This is a genomic window from Bacillus sp. FSL R5-0585, from assembly GCF_038004545.1.
In the GTDB taxonomy this organism is placed as follows: Bacteria; Bacillota; Bacilli; order Bacillales; family Bacillaceae_G; genus Bacillus_A; species Bacillus_A cereus.
Genome location: NZ_JBBORJ010000001.1, coordinates 3,658,268 through 3,677,130, shown reverse-complemented (window position 1 = coordinate 3,677,130; position 18,863 = coordinate 3,658,268). Strand labels below are relative to the sequence as shown.

Sequence of the window (18,863 nt, the reverse complement as noted above, 5' to 3'; positions counted from 1 at the left end):
ACATGAAGGATTGGCATAAAAGTGTAGTCTATCAAATTTATCCGAAGAGCTTTAATAGTTATTACAATAGAGAAACCGGTGATATAAAAGGGGTTACAGAGAAACTAGATTATTTAAAAGAACTCGGAGTGGATTATATTTGGTTAACACCGATATACCAATCACCACAAAATGATAATGGATATGATGTAAGTGATTATTACAGCATTGATCCATCTTACGGAACGATGGAAGAGTTTGAAGAACTTTTAGCAGAAGCGAAAGTACGTAACATTGAAATTATGCTTGATATTGTTGTAAATCATAGTTCGACTGAACATAAGTGGTTTAAAGAAGCGAAGGAAGATAAAAATAGTCCATATCGTAATTACTATATTTGGCGTGATGAAAAAAATAATTGGCAGTCTAAGTTTGGTGGATCTGCTTGGAAATATGATGAGAAGACGGAGCAATATTATTTACATCTATTTGATGAAACACAAGCTGATTTAAATTGGGAAAATGAAAAACTGCGTGAAGAAGTATATGATATGATGCGCTTTTGGCTGGATAAAGGGGTAACGGGATTCCGATTAGATGTCATTAATTTAATTTCAAAAGACCAATGCTTTTTAAACGATAAAGGTAGTACTGCGACAAGTGATGGACGCAAGTATTATACAGATGGCCCGCGTGTTCATGAATATTTACAAGAGATGAACCGAAATGTTTTTGCAGGAAAAGATGTCATTACAGTTGGAGAAATGTCATCTACGACAATTGATAATTGTATTAAATATTCTAATCCTGAGCGTAATGAATTAAGCATGACGTTTAGTTTCCATCATTTAAAAGTAGATTATCCGAATGGTGATAAGTGGACGAAAGCAGAGTTTGATTTTATTAAATTAAAAGAGATTATGTCTAACTGGCAAATTGAAATGCAAAAGGGCGGAGGATGGAATGCATTATTTTGGTGTAATCATGACCAGCCTCGCATCGTGTCACGCTTTGGTGATGATGGAAAGTACCGAAACGAATCTGCAAAAATGTTAGCGACAGCCATGCACATGCTGCAAGGAACGCCTTATATTTATCAAGGGGAAGAAATCGGTATGACGAATCCTAAATTTGAGTCCATCGAGCAATATCGTGATGTAGAATCGTTAAATATATACGATATAAAGCTAAAAGAAGGGCTATCAAAAGAAGAGATTATAGGGATTTTAAAGCAAAAATCTCGTGACAACTCTCGCACTCCGATGCAGTGGAATGAAGAGATGAACAGTGGTTTTACAACAAGTACACCTTGGATTTCAGCGGCTGAAAATTTTAAAGAAATAAACGTAGAGAAGGCATTAGAAGATAAAGAGTCCGTATTTTATCATTATAAAAAGTTAATAGAGCTTAGAAAAACGTATGATGTAATTACAGAAGGAGAATATGCTATTTTGGATAAAAATGATCCTAAAATTTGGGCATATACTCGTACTACAGAAAGTGAAGTACTACTTGTTATAAATAACTTCTATGGAGAAGAAATAACGTACTCTGTACCGGCGCACGTTCAATTAGATGGAATGAAACAAGAAGTACTACTGTCGAATTATAAAGATTCCAGCAAGGATATTACAAAACTTAACTTAAGACCATATGAATCAATTGTGTATCGATATACGAAATAAAAAGGTTGTATGCCCGAGCGGCATACAACCTTTTTATTTTAAGACACCACTATACAAAATGCTTACTTCTACTTCAGGTTTGAATTTTACTTTTGCATAATCTTTATTCCAATTTTTTTTCTTCCATAAGTTAGGATGATAAGCGATAAGATGTCTTCCAATACCGAAAGCATCACAATTTGCTTTTTGTAGTTTTCGTGTTATTTTTTTCGCTTCTTTCGTGAGTTGTTTAGAAAGTTCTTTATTTAGTTTTTCTCTATCGTCCATTGTATACATATTATCTCTCGGAGATTCAAGTGCTATAACTTTTAATTGGAGCTTAATGTGAGCATAAACATTTCCTTTTTTATCTGTTGTTATTTTTAAGTCGCGTTTTAATTTTCGATTACTAATTTCCATTGTTAAATAATCAGATGTCTTCTCAGATTCATCACTAGTCAGTTTTTGGGTTATACGGGCACTTGTTCCCATTTTTCCGGTTAATAATACGAATAAAACAGATTGTTGCAAAGGTAAATGCCCAGTTAATTTATCATTGTTAAATAAAGCTAACCCGTTTGTAACTACTTCTTTTCCTTTTATTTTTATAGAAGGAAGGGTAAAGTCTTTACCGGGATCTAACATTTTTGTAGCAGCTGTTTCTAAAGTTTCTTTTGGAAATACACTCATATCTTCTAAGCTTTTCACTTTTTTCTTTAGAAAATCTCCAATTAGTAAATTTCCTATTTTCTTTTTTTCGAGTATCTCCGATGATTCACCATCTACTGCAATAAGTTTTACTAAAGCAGTTGGGTTTGTTGGATCTCGAAAGCTGACATCTAAATAGGGGAGTATACCCTTTTTTAGAATTTTGGTTCCGAGTAATTGAACACCATATTTAAAATAGCGAATATTCCCAGTCACATTTTTTTTTAGGGCATCGCCTGTATCCATTATGTTATGCCCGGTTGCTGAATATATTTCATTCTCAAATGAAGATTGCTCTCCGCTTGAACTTTTTACGAGCTCGATTGTTTGCTGGAGTTTATTCTCTTCCGTAATATCAGCTCCAACGCTATAAGCTAAACTTGCCTCCCTTAATGGTTCTTGATCCCAACAGCCAGAAAGGAGGGAACTAGCACATAATATTAAAAGTAATTTAACTCTTTTTGGGAACATACTGTTCTCCTTTCTTCTTTCTTATTATTGAATAAAGTAGAAATAAAAGAGGGAGAACAACGATGAAAATATAGGTGAACTTATCAGTGAAAGTTGAAATTACTTTTAATTCTTCAGGTGTATCTATAAATAAGGCTACACTAAAAGCAATAATACCAACGATTGGAACAGCCTTTTTATGATTAGCAAGGTTGAATATATGTCCAATTCCGATTGAAGCAGCGCAGTAATAACTAGCAATAGAAGCGACAACTGTTATCATCCAAATTGGGATGAAGATTAGGTCCGTTCGATCTATAATTCCAATATGCAAGGAGCGTAATAAGTAAGCAACTGGCTCTGGAATAAGCTCAATTTGCTTTGGACTAAATACGATAAAGCAAATCCAAACGGTAAAAGTATAAAAAAGAGTTACAAATCCATTGGCGATAGAAATGGCCTTCAGTTTTGCAATAGAACTCCCATTTACTTTTGGAAAAGCGATAAGAATAATTTCAAAACCATACATGGCTGTAATTGTTTCCTTGGATGCTTGAATTATATTCCACCATCCGGCTTCTGTAATAGGAAAAATATAAGAGAAATCAGCTCGTGAAAGCCCTAGGGCAATTAAAAGGGCCATTGGAATAATGAGAATAGAGGCCATGACATAAAATCGTACGATGACTTTAAATGTGTTATAAGCTACATAACAACAAGCTACTGTACATAATATGAGAATTGCAGACCACGGAGTTGCGTGTAAAACCCATACTTTAATGACGTTACAAGCATTCAACATAACCGTCATACCGATAAGGGTAAAATAAAAAACATAAGAAAAGCCCAATAGTTTTCCTAACTTATTACCAAATAGCATACAAACACTTTTATACATATCTGCATCAGGAAATCGTTTTAAGAAAAGCCACATAAGTAAAATAATAAGTTGAATGGCAAGCCCCGCAATGAGCGCAGAAATCCAACCACCACTTTTTGCTATCGGATGAAGCCGGTTAGGTAGAGATAGTATACCGACCCCAATTTGGCATTGAATAACGAAAAAGGTAAATTGAACAAGTGAAATTTTACTTTGCGTGTTTGTCACCGTCCTCATCCTCTCTCGTTACATGTTGGCGCTGCATTTTTTTCGGTTTTGGATCATGTGGTCTTTCCCAAAATGACCAAATTGGTAGTCTTATGAAAGAATCTTTCATATCTTTAATCCGCATCGGGGCAACAGGAGAAAGATATGGTGTATGAAATGAATGAAGCTGACATAAGTGAACGAAAGTTATAATGAGACCGAATGATATTCCTACATATCCGAATATGGCAGCAAGGAGCATTAATGGAAAACGAAGAATCCGAACTGCTGAACTCATATCGTTTGATGGAACGAGAAAAGATGAGATTGCAGTTAAAGCTACAACGATGATCATTGTGTAAGAAACGAGTCCAGCTTTTACAATTGCATCCCCAATTACTAAACCACCTACAATACCGATTGTTTGTCCAACGCGGCTCGGCAAGCGAATACCAGCTTCTCGTAATAACTCGAAAATTAACTCCATTAAGAGAGCTTCAAAAATAGGAGGAAGCGGTACTTTCTCTAATGAAGCTTTAATCGTATACACAAGTTCGAGCGGTAACACATCAGGATGAAAAGCAACAGTTGCAATATATAAAGCTGGTAAGAGAAAGGCAATTAAAAAACTTACTAAGCGAATCATTCGGACGAAAGAACCGACAATCCAACGGTTATTATAATCATCTGGTGATTGATAGAAAGCAAATAACGTAACAGGAACGATGAGCGCTGTTGGATCTCCATCAGATAAAATAGCAACACGCCCTTCCATTAAATTAGCAACAGTTCTATCTGGACGCTCTGTATTTAATTGCTGTGGAAATGGGGAGAAAGACGTATCCTCTATAAATTCTTGTATGTATCCTGGTGGCATAAGTGCATCCGTTTTAATGGTTTCCAATCTTCTTTTCACTTCTATAACTAAATCGTCATTCGCTATATTTTGCATATAAGTAATTGCCACTTTCGTGTGCATTTCTTCACCGAGTGTAAAATACTTAACAACTAAATTTGGACTCTTAATGAGTTTACGAATAGAGGTTAAATTAGTTGCTAGATCCTCTACAAAACCAGTATGTGGACCGCGCACAACTCCTTCATTATCAGGCTCTGCTATATCTCTCTTTAAAGATAAGGTTGTTTCGAAAATACAAAAACTGTCGACGTGTTCATGAAAATATAAGGATTTACCTTGTAATAAAAGTTGTATCCCATAATTTAAATTCGTTTCTTTTTTCATATTTAACGTAGAAAAAGCTTTATCTAAAGATAAATCTGATCGCGTTAATAATGGCTCAAGGACTAACTGATGAATTAGATTTGGATCTGCTAAAGATTCGATATATAAGATTGCTCCTTTTCCGTTTTGAAAAGGGAGATCTAATTTTTTTATATCATCAGAATGAGAAAGTTTATTTTCAATGTAATTAATGTTCTCCGGAAGTGATGGAAACATATGCTTTTGTTTTTTACTCTCTTGTTGTTCTTTTCGCTCTGTCATAATTTCCACCTCTCTTAAAGTGCAATTGTTTCTGTTAATTTTTGTCGTTTGTGAGAAATTTATGCTTGAATTATTTTAAAAAAAGAGGATTGAAGGTTACGTTACATTGTCTTTTGTGCATTATTCAATTTCATAGCAGTACTTCTAACATTTGTGTCGAATTAAGAAGATATATAGGAGGGATATATATGGAAATAGCTGTAGAACGTGTTTTTACGAAAGAGATTTTAAAAAGAGCAGCGAATTTGTTTCATGTAACAGTGGAAGAAAAGCCACTTGGAGATTTTGAGAATTATATTTTTAAGGCGAAGGGTGATAATGATGAAGATTACGTATTACGTTTAACACATTCTTCTCATCGTTCTAAACAAGAGGTAGAGGCTGAACTAGATTTTTTACGATATGTTGCGGAGAATGGGGCAAAGGTAGCAGGACCTCTTTATTCAACGTCTCGAAATCTCGTAGAAGAAATCGTAGCAGAGGATGGAACGTTCTTTTCCGCTTCTTTATTTACATATGCAAAAGGTGAGCAAGTAAAAGGAGAGGAATCGCCTTATTGGGGCGAGCCTCTCTTTGAAGCATGGGGAAAAGCGATTGGGCAACTGCATCGCCTTACAATGGAATATCCTAAAACAGACTACCGTGATACGTGGGAAGAAGACGAAAGTGGAATTGTTAATGAATTAGAAGATGGTCAAGTGAAAAAGATTGCAGCGGTACTAATGGATGAAATTAAGGCCCTTCCAGTTGAAAGAGAAACGTTCGGTCTTATGCACGGTGATATCCATCAAGGTAATTTTCATTATGATGGTAAAGAGCTAACAATCTTTGATTTTGATGATGCGGCTTATAATTACTTTATACATGATTTAGCGATGGTTCTATACTACTCTGTTCTATTTACAACGTGGACAGCAGAAGAGAAGACAGATTTTGCTCGTAAACAGTTACAAGTGTTACGAAAAGGATATGAGTATGAGCACAGGCTGGCGGATAGTTGGTATGAATCGTTGCCACTATTTTTACGTTTACGTGATATAGGTTTATATGGAACGCTTCAGAAGAAGTTTAAAGGGAAAGATATGCCTGATAACTTCTTGAAATTATCAGAAGAGCTATACGAAAGAATTATTAAAAGAGAAGCAATTGTGAATATATAATACATTTAGTTCAAAACAAAGTATATAAAACAAATATATACTTTGTTTTTTTATACAAAAATATGTTTACTTTATTAAAATAATATTGTCCTAGATTCGGTATGCACTTATAATTTTATATATATTCTGAATATTCTTTATAAAGAAGGAGGGGGAATGTTGGAAACTTTCGTAAATTGGTTAAATAATATTGTTTGGAGTCCAGCACTTGTTTATTTATGTTTAGGAGTAGGTTTATATTTTTCTATTCGAACGAAGTTTTTACAAGTAAGGCACGTAGGAGAAATGGTGAAGCTGACATTTCAAGGAGAAAAATCAGAGGCTGGTGTTTCTTCATTCCAAGCGTTAGCACTTTCGTTATCAGGACGTGTTGGGACAGGGAATATCGCTGGGGTAGCAACAGCGGTTGCATTCGGTGGACCAGGAGCTGTATTTTGGATGTGGGCAGTAGCCTTTTTAGGGGCAGGATCAGCTTATGTAGAATCAACACTCGCGCAAATATATAAGACGAAACATCAAGGGCAGTTTCGTGGTGGACCTGCTTATTACATCGAAAAAGGTCTAGGAGTTAAATGGTATGCTTTAGTATTCGTTGCAGCGACAATTCTTGCAACAGGACTTTTACTACCAGGCGTACAAGCAAATAGTATTGCTGTAAGTTTAGAAACGGCTTTTGGTATTAATACTACCGCATCAGGGGCTATATTAGTTGTTGTATTAGCTCTTATCATTTTCGGTGGAGTAAAGCGAATTGTTAACGTAGCGCAAGTTGTCGTACCTTTTATGGCAATAGGCTATATTTTAGTAGCTTGCGTCATTGTTGCTATGAATATTGAAAAATTGCCAGAAGCATTTATGTTAATTATAAGAAGTGCATTTGCATTAGAAGCTGCTTTCGGTGGTATTATCGGTTTAGCAATCTCTTGGGGGGTAAAACGTGGTATTTATTCCAATGAAGCAGGACAAGGGACTGGACCACACGCAGCAGCAGCAGCCGAAGTATCACATCCAGCTAAGCAAGGTTTAGTGCAAGCATTTTCCGTTTACATTGATACATTATTTGTTTGTTCAGCAACAGCATTTATGATGATTATTACAGGCATGTATAACGTATTTGATGCAAGCGGAAAAAACTTTATCGTTAATAAACTAAATGGTGCTCAGCCAGGACCAGGATATACACAGGCGGCGGTAGAATCTGTTTTCCCTGGATTTGGAAACGGTTTCGTTGCAATCTCGTTATTATTCTTCGCGTTTACAACAATTATGGCGTATTACTACATTGCAGAAACGAATATTGCGTACTTAAATCGTGATAAAGACCGTCCTTGGATGTCTATGGTACTAAAGTTTGTATTTTTAGGAGCTGTATTCTATGGATGTATAAAAACAGCAGCAACGGCTTGGGCTTTAGGCGACATTGGGGTAGGAATTATGGCATGGGTAAATATCATTGCGATTTTACTATTACAAAAACCTGCATTAGTCGCATTAAAGGATTATGAAAAACAGAAAAAAGAAGGAAAAGATCCAGTATTCGATCCAGGGCCATTAGGAATTAAAAATGCTGATTTTTGGGAGCATGAATACGGGAAAGATAAGAAAGAAGAAGTATCTTAACAGAATAGAAATGAAGAAGCAAAGGGGAAACTCTTTGCTTTTTTTTATGGACAAATTGAAGCTAAAAGTTATTTTTGGGACTATTTTTGAATATAAAAAGAATGTACATGCATTGTTAGGGGAAGGGGGAGTATGTTGATAGAATTTCGTAATGTAAATAAATATTATGGTAACTTTCAAGTTTTGAAAAATATTAATGTGCAAGTTAAAAAAGGCGAAGTGGTAGTAGTTGTTGGGCCTTCAGGATCAGGAAAAAGTACATTGCTTCGATGTATAAATCAATTAGAGGCAATTACAGATGGAGAATTAATTGTACAAAATACAGAGGTACACAATAAAAAAACGGACATGAATGAATTGCGGCGAAATATTGGGATGGTCTTTCAACATTTTTATTTATATCCACATAAAACGGTTCTTCAAAATATTACATTAGCACCGATTAAAGTAAATAAAGTTTCCAAAGAAGAAGCAGAGAAAACAGCAATGCTTTATTTAGAGAAAGTAGGAATCCCAGAGAAGGCTAACGTATATCCACATCAATTATCAGGAGGACAACAGCAACGGGTGGCAATTGCTAGAGGACTTGCAATGCAGCCGGAAATTATGCTATTCGATGAGCCTACGTCTGCTCTTGATCCAGAGATGATTGGAGAGGTACTTGATGTTATGAAAGCACTGGCTAAAGAAGGGATGACAATGGTCGTTGTCACGCATGAAATGGGATTTGCTAGAGAGGTAGCAGATAGGATCTTATTTATGGATGATGGTCAAATTATTGAAGATACAACACCGGCGCACTTTTTTGCAAACCCTGAACAAGAAAGAGCTCGTTTATTTTTAAGTCGGGTGCTAAATCATTAGAGGAGGAATTTTATGCTTAAAATGAAAAAATTATTTACTTTAATCGTATTTTCATGTTTATTCGTGCTTGTTGTTGCTGGTTGCGGAAGTAAGAAAGATGAGGCAAAGGAAACAAATACGAAGCAAGGCGGGGCTGTTGAACAAATTAAGAAACGAGGGAAATTAGTAGTCGGGGTAAAGAATGATACGAATTTATTTGGATTGAAAAATCCTTCAACAGGGCAGGTAGAAGGATTCGATGTTGATGTCGCGAAGGCACTTGCGAAAAAGATTCTTGGAGATGAAAAGAAGCTAGAGCTGAAAGAAGTAACGTCTAAAACACGTATTCCAATGCTGAAAAATGGTGATATTGATGCAATTATTGCAACAATGACAATTACGGAAGAACGCAAAAAAGAAGTGGATTTTTCAGATGTATATTTTAAAGCAGGACAATCGTTACTTGTGAAAAAAGGAAGCAATATTAAGAGTGTCGATGATATAAAACAAGGCGTTAAAGTATTAGCTGTAAAAGGGTCAACATCTACAAATAACATTCGTCAAAAGTCACCAGAAGCGACTGTATTAGAGTTTGAAAATTATAGTGAGGCATTTACAGCGTTAAAGGCAGGTAAAGGTGATGTGTTAACGACAGATAATGCGATCCTTTACGGAATGGCAAAACAAGATTCTAATTATGAAGTAGTAGGAAAAATTTTCACAGATGAACCGTATGGAATTGCAGTGCAAAAAGGGGCAGATGATTTAACGAAAGAGATTAATACTTTAATTAAAGACATGAAAGCAAGCGGAGAGTATGACAAATTATATGAGAAATGGATTGGACAAAAACCAGAAAAGTAGATAGTAAAAGTGAGAGGATGAGAGTACTCATCCTCTTCTTGTAAAGAAAGAGGGGAGAATATGTGCCTGATTTTTCTATATTAACGAATAACATTGATATGTATTTAGAAGGATTTAAATATACAGTTATGTCTAGTGTAATTGCATTGATAGGTAGTTTTATTTTAGGAGTAATTTTGGCAGTAATGCGTATTGCACCTATTCGTATTTTAAATTGGATAGGATCAGCTTTTGTGGAGTTTGTAAGAAATATTCCACTCGTATTAATTGCATTTATATTCTATTTTGCTTTACCTGTAATAGGAATTACTTTAAATGGTTTTGTAGCAGGAACAGTTACGCTTACGGTATATACGGCAGCTTTTATTGCAGAAGTAATTCGCGCTGGTATTTTATCAGTTGCGAAAGGGCAAATGGAAGCTGCTCGCTCTTCAGGGCTAACGTATGTGCAGGCGATGTATTATGTTGTCTTACCACAAGCTGTGAAAATTGTAATTCCCCCTTTAGGAAACCAGTTTCTCAATTTAGTTAAAAACTCCTCAATACTTGGAATCATTGCTGGTGCTGATTTAATGTATCAAGGAGATTTAATTTCAACGAAGACGTTTGTTACGTTTGATGTTTATATATTTGTCGGGATGTTTTATTTAATATTAACAATTCCGCTCAGTATGCTAGTGCGTTATTTAGAAAAACGCTTAGCAAAGGAGGCGGTGTAAATGGATTTCAAGGGAGCAATTACAGGAGATCATATTCTATTTTTATTAAAAGGATTACTTATAACATTAGAGGTAGCGCTCATAGCAATTGTACTTAGTTTTATTATTGGAAGTGTAATCGGTATATTGCGCTACACGAAAATACCTGTCGTCTCACAAATATTAGGAGTTATAGTTGAAGTGATTCGAAACTTACCACTACTGTTAATTATATTTTTCACGTATTTTGCACTTCCAGAAGCAGGCTTGAAATTAGAAATTATAACAGCTGCAATTGTTGCTTTAACAATATTTGAGGCAGCAATGATATCTGAAATTGTTAGAAGTGGTTTATTGTCTATTGAAAAAGGGCAGGTTGAAGCCGCAAGATCTTCGGGATTAACTTATGTGCAAGCGCTGTGGCATATTATTTTGCCACAAGCATTAAGGAGAATGGTTCCGCCGCTTGTCAGTCAATTTATTTCATTGCTGAAGGATACGTCGCTAGCGGTTGTTATATCACTCCCTGAGCTTATGCATAATGCTCAAATTATTAGCGGACAAAATGTGAATTACATGATTCCAACATTTATATTAGTAGCTTGTATGTACTTTATCGTAAATTATAGTTTATCAATTTTATCGAGAAGATTAGAACTTCGTTGACTCTTACAATATATGTAAGAGTTTTTTTCCTTGTTTCTCCTTATTTTCCTCTAAATAGAATCTAAATCTTGCAATAATTCGATTTTTATATTATTTTATCAGAAAAGTTTTAATTTTATATAGAAAATGTAATCGCTTTCGTGTATATTTTTATTATCAGAAAATTTTAACAAGATATAGGGGTATTGGTAGGGGGAGGATTTAGATGCAGCAACCAACGAATGAGAAATTACATCGCACGATGAAGAGTAGACATTTATTTATGATCGCACTTGGTGGTGTAATCGGAACTGGTTTTTTCTTAGGTTCAGGTTACACTATTAATCAGGCTGGACCAGGGGGAGCCATCCTTTCATATTTAGTAGGCGGATTTATTATGTATTTAACAATGCTTTGTCTTGGAGAGTTAACGGTAGCGATGCCGGTTTCAGGATCTTTCCAAAAGTATGCAACGAAGTTTATTGGACCAGGAACGGGCTTTATGATTGGCTGGTTATACTGGCTTGGCTGGGCAGTAACAGTGGGGCTAGAATTAACGTCAATCGGTTTAATGATGAAAAGATGGTTTCCAAATGTTGATGTTTGGGTATGGTGCTTTGTATTCGGTGTTATTTTATATGCTTCAAACGCAATTTCGGCAAAAAGTTATGCTGAATTAGAATTTTGGTTTTCTAGTATTAAAGTAATTACAATCCTTGCATTTGTTGTTCTTGGTGGTAGTGCATTATTAGGATTTATATCATATGACGGAAAAGAAGCAGCACCTCTTTTCTCTAACTTTGTAAGCGATGGTGGACTTTTCCCGAATGGACTAGCTGCCGTACTACTTACAATGATTACAGTTAACTTCTCATTTCAAGGAACAGAGTTAATCGGAATTGCAGCGGGAGAAAGTGAAAATCCAGAAAAAACAATTCCACGTGCGATCCGTAATACAGTATGGCGCATTATGTTATTCTTCATTTTAACAATGACAATTTTAGTAGGATTAATTTCTTGGAAAGAAGCAGGTGTAATTGAAAGTCCATTCGTAGTCGTATTTGATAAAATTGGTATTCCATACGCAGCTGATATTATGAACTTCGTTATTATTACTGCGTTATTATCTGTAGCGAACTCTGGATTATATGCAGCGACGCGTATACTATGGTCACTTGCAAATGAGGGAATGGCACCAACTTCCTTCCAGAAAGTAAATAAGCGTGGTATTCCAATTACAGCGCTAGTCGTAACGATTGCGGTAGCTGGATTATCTCTATTCACAAGTTTCCTTGCAGAAGATACAGTATACATGTATTTATTATCGATAGCTGGTTTATCGGCTGTTTCAAGTTGGATCATTATTGCTCTATCGCAACTTCGCTTTAGAAGTCAGTATATAAAAGGCGGAGGAAAGTTAGAGGACTTAAAGTATAGAACACCACTATACCCGATTGTTCCAATTTTAGCTTTAATTACAAATAGCATTGTTGTTATTAGTTTAGCGTTTATTCCTGAACAAAGAATGGCGTTATACTGTGGTATTCCATTTATCATTTTCTGCTATATATATTATTATATTAGTAAGAAACGGCAGAAACCGATGAAAGTGGAGATGGAAAAAACAAATGAAACTAACAATCAAACACGATGATATAGAAGCAGATTTATCGTATGGTCAATTAGCGATTGGAAAAGAAAACGGTTATTCACCGTTACAATTACTCGTTTCTTCTATCGCAGGGTGTAGTGCAATTGTCTTTCGAACGATTTTAGAAAAGAAACGTATTCCATACGATACGTTTACAATCGAAACTGAAGTTGGTAGAAGTGAAGCTTTATCGAAGCCAGTTGAAAGTGTTCATTTGCACTATAAAATTAAAGCACAAAATGTTACAGAAGAGCAGCTGGACAAGGCGCTGCAACTTGCAGTGAAAAATTGTACGATTGTTCAATCTGTAAAAGATAGTATAAAGGTTACGGAAACAATTGAACTAATAAAATGAAACATAAAAACGTGAGAATACGGCTCTCACGTTTTTATGTTTTTAATAAAGGGGGAAATATGATGGAATGTTTAGGGTGTAAATTAGCAGGCGGAGAGGAAATTATATATAAAATATATGAAGATGATTATGTAACTTGCTTTTTAGATCATGCGCCTTTCTACCCAGGACATACTTTAATTGTGCCAAAGCAACATGTTGTAGAAGTAGACGAATTAGATGATGTTGTAGCAAAATCCGTTATGGATGCTTCTAAGCTTATTGCAAAAGCGATTAAGATAGTATATAAACCTGACGGAGTTACAGTTTGTCAAAATGGTGGAGTATTTAACGAGTTAACACATTATCATATGCATGTCGTACCAAGATATAAAGAGCGTTCATTTGCTGAGTTTTATATGATACAACCAGGAGAAAAGCAGAATCATAACTTGGAAGAGACACAGAATTTGTTAAAAGAAGCGATAGAGCATATGCTGCTTACTGAAAAGGCGTAGAGGTCAGGAAAATTCTAATATTAAAAAGCCCAATTTCTCAGTTACAATAGAGAAATTGGGCTTTTGTTTATTCTATTATTAAATTTTATACATAAAAAGATTTTGCAGTGTCACAAAGTATAGCGCTTATTCGTTATATAGAGTGAGAGGAGGAATTATATGAAAGTTACAAACAACGATTATGAAAAGATGGAAGAGCTATATGAGTTGTATGAACAAAAGATTTATTATGTAGCGTATTCTATTTTAAATAATATTCAACAGGCTGAAGATGCGGTTCAAGAGACGTTTATTACTCTTTATAAGAACTTGGAAAAGCTCCATAGCTTGGCTACTCAAGAGCTTAAACGCTACATTTTGAGGGTCGCGAAAAACAAGGCGATTGATAGTTACCGGAAAAATAAACGACATGAAACATTTTTAGAAGAATATGAAAGAGAATCTGTAGAAGCAGTAGATGAAAATATTGAAGAGTGGGAAAAACGTAAAATGTCTGAGGTTCAAATTGATGCATTGCTAAAAGAGTTAAACGAATCTAATAGACAGGTGTTTAAGTACAAAGTCTTCTATAACTTAACGTATCAAGAAATTTCAAGTGTCATGGGGATAACCGAGGCAAATGTCCGCAAGCAGTTTGAACGCGCTCGAAAACGAGTCCAAAATATGATAGGAGGTATACAACATGACGAATTCAAAGAACTCCAAAGAAATATATGAACTTGCTGAAAAAATTGCTTTAGATGATTTTGATAAACTTGAAGAACAACATGAATTTTCACATACATATACGCGCAAAAAGAAATTGTTTATGGAGGAAATGAAGCCGCAAAATGGACAACCGCTGAAAAAGCGTAAAAGACATCGTATGTTAATCGCTGCTGCTTGCTTATTGATCGGCATGCCGACAACCGTTTTTGGAGCAGTAAAGGTCTATAATATGATCGTTCAAAAACAAAATTATGAAGTAAATGTTTCAGTAACAAATAAGGACTCGAAAAAGGCTGATAAGTGGTATAAGCTGAAAATCGATAAATTACCAGAAAATATGGAAGCAATTGATGACTCTGCTATGAAATATTCCTTTAAAGATAATGATGCAAAGGGGGGATTTTCATTCGTTCTTTGGAGAGTAGGAGGGAATTCAGATTTTCCAACCCTGTACTCGAAAAATTATGAAGAAAAAGAGATAAATGGTAAGAAGGCAGTAATTGTCCATAGAGAAAATGGTAATAAAGATTTAATGTTTAATAGAGTAATTTTTCTCTATTTTGAGGAAGAAGGAATTATGTTACAAAGTTATATTGGAAATGATATAAACGAAGAACAAATGATAGATGTGCTAGGGAGCATTTCACTTGAGCCCACGTCAAAAGAAAAGTCATCATATATAAGCGATTATGATAAAAAGTATTTTAGCCAAGAAAGTAAAACAACTAAGGTTATTCCTTTGAAAAAAGATAGTAAACGACTATTTCATATAGGACAAAAGGTTCCAGTAACGATATCTATGGATAACAGCCAAATTGAATATGTGATAGAAAAAGTTGAAGTTTTTGATTCAATCAAAGATTTTAAACAAGAGAACTTTAATGAACTTGGCCTAGAGATATTAAGCAAGAATAAGGTTTTAGATCAGACGGGAAAATTACTATCATACAGACGAGATGAATATAAATTAGGGAATGGTAAAGATTCAATTGATACATTAGTAGATTCGAAATTAGTTAATGTTAAATTTGTCTACTTAACAACAACAGTGAAAAATATTGGCAAAAAGTCGACAGAAGAAATCTATATGCATCCATCCATAAAACAGCTTAAATTTGAAGGGAATGCATGGAAATACGCTAAAGAAGAGGGAATGGACGCAACGCGTATTATGACAGGTGAAGTTGATTATTTAGAACCTCACGGAGATGGAAAAAGTTTTTACAATATTGGCAGTATCACACCAGGACAAACGATGAAAGTTAACTTAGGTTATTTTGTAGATGAGGATAAACTAGATTCAATCTTCCTTGATGCTTTCAATTACAGAGGGATTGGTGACACTGAAAATATGAATTCGAAAAATCGTTGGTGGTTTGATATTCGTCAATAATAAAAAAATAGGAACAACAGGACAAAGAAGCTGCTTATATTTAGCAGCTTCTTAGTCTTCATACATATGTAAAACTTCTTTTGCACGCATACGTAAACCATCTATCAATTCTATCGGTTCTAAAACTTTTGCATCTTTTCCGAGTCTATAAAATAAAGGAGTAATAAAATTGATTTCTCCTTTATCAATTGTTGAATGTATATATCCTGTCCCGTTTTCGTTTGTTACAACGAATTCTTCAAGGTAAGGCACGCTTTTACATTGGCGTACGCCTTCTGTTGACAGTAAAACATGTAACTGAGTAGGATTATGTACTACGTGAGAGTTAGAGGCAAACCACTCTTCTAAATTCATGAATGTATCTTCATTTTCTTCCGTTGATAATATAGAAAGAATACGATCGACGCGATACAGTAATGTTTTTTCTACATTAAAATCATAAGCAGGTAAATACCATAAACCATCATGCGCATATACACCGATAGGATGAACGTGTTTTGTTTTGATCCTTGATTTAGATTCGTATTGAAAGTGTAAATTTTTATTTTCAATAGCCGCTGTTAACACTTCGTTTAAAAGTGGTGTCTCAATTGTTCTTTTCGGATTCCAAAAGGCGATATAAGAACGTATTTTGTCAACTTTAGCTTTCGCATCATGTTGTAGGGAGCTATATAGTTTATGTGTAACGGAATTTATTTCTGTGTTAAAAGGCAAGTCTCTGTAGTAGCTTAAAGATTGAAAGGCAAAAAAGATAGAGACTGCTTCTTCTTCGGTAAATAAAATAGGTGGAATTACTCTATTCGTTAATACTTTATATCCTCCGTTGCGACCTTGTTCAGCGTAAATGGGTAATCCCATATCACTTAAATCTAAAATGTATCTATGGACAGTACGAACAGAAATATTAAATTCATCGGCTATTTCTTGAGCTGTAAATGCTTTTTTCGCAGAAGCAAATATAAGAATATCTAATAAGCGTTTAGCTTTTGACAAATGTATCACCTTTTTTCTTTTTAAACATGACATAAATTGTCGTGTTTTATTGTTAGTATATTGTTTACATCATAATGTTATCAAGATGAGGTATAAGGAGGAAAAAATATGTCACGTGAAATAGTTTTATTTATTGCGGCGAGCTTAGATGGATATATTGCGAAAGAAGATGATGATTTACAGTGGTTAATGGAAACCGAAGGAGAGGGAGATAACGGTTATACAGAAATGTACGAAACTATTGATACAATAATTATGGGAAAAAGAACGTATGATTATGTAGTAGAGCATATAGAACCATTCCCGTATTTAGATAAAAAATGTTATGTTTTTTCTAACTCAGAAAAAGGTTCAAACGAACACGTGGAGTTTGTAAATGAAGATGTAGTGGAGTTTACAAAAAGGTTAAAAGCACAAGAAGGATCTAAAATATGGATGGTCGGTGGAGGGAGTCTCTTAAGAGAGTTCTTTAAGAATAATCTAATTGATGAATATGTTGTTACGATTACACCTCACATATTAGGTTCTGGAGTTCCGTTATTTCAAGACAAGAACCCGGAAAGTAATTTAACTTTAACGGATACGAAACGTTTTGGGCAATTTGTAAATTTATATTATAAAGTAAAGTGATAAAAAACACGACTATTGATGATAGTCGTGTTTCTTTATGGATGGTAATGAAATTATAAAGCAAGACCCATAATCGACTTCGCTCGTTACAGTAATATTTCCGCCGTGTAGTTCTACAATTTCTTTTACGATAGATAGTCCTAAACCAGTTCCGCCTGTAGCTCGTGTTCTCGCTTTATCAACTCGATAAAAACGATAGAAAATGTGAGGGAGGTCTTCAGGCGGAATACCTTCGCCTTCATCTTCAATTGTAATGAAAATACGTCTATGTTCTTCTGTAACAGAAATGTTTATATGAGAATGTTCTTTTGAATGCCTATAAGCGTTATTTAAAATGTTTATTATAACTTGTTCAAATCGCTGTTCATCTAAGTTTACTACCAGTGTAGGAGGACAAGAGAAAGAAACTTTAATGTACCTTTCTTTATACATAGCGTTAACTTTTTTGGCTATGCGAGTAAGGAAGGTGTGTAAATGTACTTCCTTTACTTGAATAGAAAAGTTATGTTGTTCCATTTGTGCAAGTGAAAATAAATCTTGAACTAAGTTTGTAATGTAATCAGACTCATCTTTTATAATAGATAAATATCGCAAACGTTGCTCAGGAGATGTGGTCTCTTTTAAAGCAATGTCAGCGTAACCTCTTACGTATGTTAATGGTGTTCGTAATTCGTGAGCAACACTTGCTAGAAATTCACTTCGCTCTGTTTTCATATAATGTAAATCATTTGCGAGCGTTTGAATAGATGATGCTAGTTCACCAATTTCATCATTTCGAGTAGTCGTTAATGAAACGGACAAATCGCCTTTACTCATTTTTTCAGTTGCATGTTTCATGTGTAACAATGGTTTTGTTAATAAACGTGATAATAGGAAAATTGTGATGACTGTGAGTAGAAACGTGATGGCGCCAGCAATAATGAATTGTTTCGTTAATCCATTTACCAACTTTTCAATGGATTTTGTTCCAAGAAACATATACACATACCCTTCATGTTTTCCAGCTACTATGATAGGACTAACTGTACATATATAATTAGATGTTTTCCAATGATTTTCTATAATCGCTCCGTTATGGTCTGTTCGAGTCTGCATGCTACTAATGTGATTTTTTATAGTCGTGTTTATTTCGTTAGATTTAGCTAGCACTTCTTTATTTGTATTTGTAATAACGACAGTTGTTTCAGCTTCAGATTCCATTAATGCTACGTGAGAGATGGTTTGCTCATCGTAATATTTTTCAAGTACATCTCGATGACTATTTCCTCGCTTTAATAAAGCTGTCATTTCTTCATTTACTCTAGTGTTTACGAGACTATAATAGAGCAAAATAAAGAGAACACTTTCAATTAAAAGTGTAACAATTAAAAAATAAAATCCGAATTGAATTGAAATTCGTTTCATCGTTTTGCCC

18 protein-coding genes are annotated in these 18,863 nt (G+C 34.7%); 13 read left to right on the top strand and 5 right to left on the bottom strand.

Features of this window, described 5'->3' with window-relative positions; all coding sequences use genetic code 11:
• The first annotated feature begins 2 nt into the window (after positions 1-2).
• Positions 3-1,664 carry an alpha,alpha-phosphotrehalase gene (treC, locus tag MKY38_RS19075; protein ID WP_000656148.1) on the top strand — a complete coding sequence of 554 codons (1,662 nt, stop codon included), beginning with the start codon at positions 3-5 and terminating at the stop codon, positions 1,662-1,664.
• A gap of 33 nt (positions 1,665-1,697) precedes the next feature.
• Here treC and MKY38_RS19070 read toward each other — a convergent pair whose 3' ends face one another.
• Genes MKY38_RS19070 through gerKA form a run of 3 tightly spaced genes read right to left on the bottom strand, consistent with a single transcriptional unit; the run spans position 1,698 to position 5,392 of the window.
• Entirely contained in the window at positions 1,698-2,822 is a 1,125-nt protein-coding gene (locus MKY38_RS19070; protein ID WP_000484124.1) for a Ger(x)C family spore germination protein, read from the bottom strand.
• Positions 2,803-3,909: a GerAB/ArcD/ProY family transporter gene (locus MKY38_RS19065; protein ID WP_341049440.1), complete on the bottom strand. Its 1,107-nt coding sequence runs from the start codon at positions 3,907-3,909 to the stop codon at positions 2,803-2,805. The genes MKY38_RS19070 and MKY38_RS19065 overlap by 20 nt, the downstream gene beginning before the upstream one ends.
• Entirely contained in the window at positions 3,890-5,392 is a 1,503-nt protein-coding gene (gene gerKA / locus MKY38_RS19060; protein WP_000140076.1) for a spore germination protein GerKA, read from the bottom strand. The genes MKY38_RS19065 and gerKA overlap by 20 nt, the downstream gene beginning before the upstream one ends.
• 188 nt (positions 5,393-5,580) lie before the next feature.
• Here gerKA and MKY38_RS19055 point away from each other — a divergent pair, with 188 nt between their 5' ends.
• The 11 genes from MKY38_RS19055 (at position 5,581) to MKY38_RS19005 (ending at position 15,826) form a co-directional block, all read left to right on the top strand.
• Positions 5,581-6,552, top strand: a complete 972-nt coding sequence (locus MKY38_RS19055) for a phosphotransferase enzyme family protein (RefSeq protein WP_000401648.1) — start codon at positions 5,581-5,583, stop codon at positions 6,550-6,552.
• A 159-nt stretch (positions 6,553-6,711) separates the two neighbouring features.
• Positions 6,712-8,172 (top strand): alanine/glycine:cation symporter family protein, encoded by a 1,461-nt coding sequence (locus tag MKY38_RS19050; RefSeq protein WP_000447396.1) that lies wholly within the window; start codon positions 6,712-6,714, stop codon positions 8,170-8,172.
• 132 nt (positions 8,173-8,304) lie between these two features.
• Positions 8,305-9,036, top strand: a complete 732-nt coding sequence (locus tag MKY38_RS19045; protein WP_044584131.1) for an amino acid ABC transporter ATP-binding protein — start codon at positions 8,305-8,307, stop codon at positions 9,034-9,036.
• 12 nt (positions 9,037-9,048) lie between these two features.
• The gene (gene glnH, locus MKY38_RS19040; RefSeq protein ID WP_000916491.1) at positions 9,049-9,879 is read left to right on the top strand and encodes a glutamine ABC transporter substrate-binding protein GlnH; all 831 of its coding nucleotides are present in this window, start codon (positions 9,049-9,051) and stop codon (positions 9,877-9,879) included.
• Positions 9,880-9,941: 62 nt separating this feature from the next.
• Positions 9,942-10,598 carry an amino acid ABC transporter permease gene (locus MKY38_RS19035; RefSeq protein ID WP_001112667.1) on the top strand — a complete coding sequence of 219 codons (657 nt, stop codon included), beginning with the start codon at positions 9,942-9,944 and terminating at the stop codon, positions 10,596-10,598.
• Positions 10,599-11,243: an amino acid ABC transporter permease gene (locus tag MKY38_RS19030; protein WP_000345955.1), complete on the top strand. Its 645-nt coding sequence runs from the start codon at positions 10,599-10,601 to the stop codon at positions 11,241-11,243.
• Between the two features lie 205 nt (positions 11,244-11,448).
• Positions 11,449-12,876 (top strand): amino acid permease, encoded by a 1,428-nt coding sequence (locus tag MKY38_RS19025; protein WP_001187085.1) that lies wholly within the window; start codon positions 11,449-11,451, stop codon positions 12,874-12,876.
• Positions 12,851-13,228, top strand: a complete 378-nt coding sequence (locus MKY38_RS19020) for an OsmC family protein (RefSeq protein ID WP_000778836.1) — start codon at positions 12,851-12,853, stop codon at positions 13,226-13,228. Before MKY38_RS19025 ends, MKY38_RS19020 begins: the two co-directional genes overlap by 26 nt.
• A gap of 62 nt (positions 13,229-13,290) precedes the next feature.
• Positions 13,291-13,725 carry an HIT family protein gene (locus MKY38_RS19015; protein WP_000388957.1) on the top strand — a complete coding sequence of 145 codons (435 nt, stop codon included), beginning with the start codon at positions 13,291-13,293 and terminating at the stop codon, positions 13,723-13,725.
• Between the two features lie 159 nt (positions 13,726-13,884).
• Entirely contained in the window at positions 13,885-14,442 is a 558-nt protein-coding gene (locus MKY38_RS19010) for an RNA polymerase sigma factor (protein ID WP_000869272.1), read from the top strand.
• The gene (locus tag MKY38_RS19005) at positions 14,408-15,826 is read left to right on the top strand and encodes a hypothetical protein (RefSeq protein WP_000185115.1); all 1,419 of its coding nucleotides are present in this window, start codon (positions 14,408-14,410) and stop codon (positions 15,824-15,826) included. The genes MKY38_RS19010 and MKY38_RS19005 overlap by 35 nt, the downstream gene beginning before the upstream one ends.
• 51 nt (positions 15,827-15,877) lie before the next feature.
• Here the strand turns inward: MKY38_RS19005 and MKY38_RS19000 are convergent, their stop codons facing one another.
• A complete protein-coding gene (locus MKY38_RS19000; protein ID WP_113710808.1) occupies positions 15,878-16,852 on the bottom strand; it encodes a helix-turn-helix transcriptional regulator in 975 nt (324 codons plus the stop codon).
• Between the two features lie 75 nt (positions 16,853-16,927).
• Here MKY38_RS19000 and MKY38_RS18995 point away from each other — a divergent pair, with 75 nt between their 5' ends.
• Positions 16,928-17,449 carry a dihydrofolate reductase family protein gene (locus tag MKY38_RS18995; protein WP_341049433.1) on the top strand — a complete coding sequence of 174 codons (522 nt, stop codon included), beginning with the start codon at positions 16,928-16,930 and terminating at the stop codon, positions 17,447-17,449.
• Between the two features lie 12 nt (positions 17,450-17,461).
• Here MKY38_RS18995 and MKY38_RS18990 read toward each other — a convergent pair whose 3' ends face one another.
• A complete protein-coding gene (locus tag MKY38_RS18990; protein WP_074625081.1) occupies positions 17,462-18,853 on the bottom strand; it encodes a sensor histidine kinase in 1,392 nt (463 codons plus the stop codon).
• Positions 18,854-18,863 lie beyond the last annotated feature (10 nt).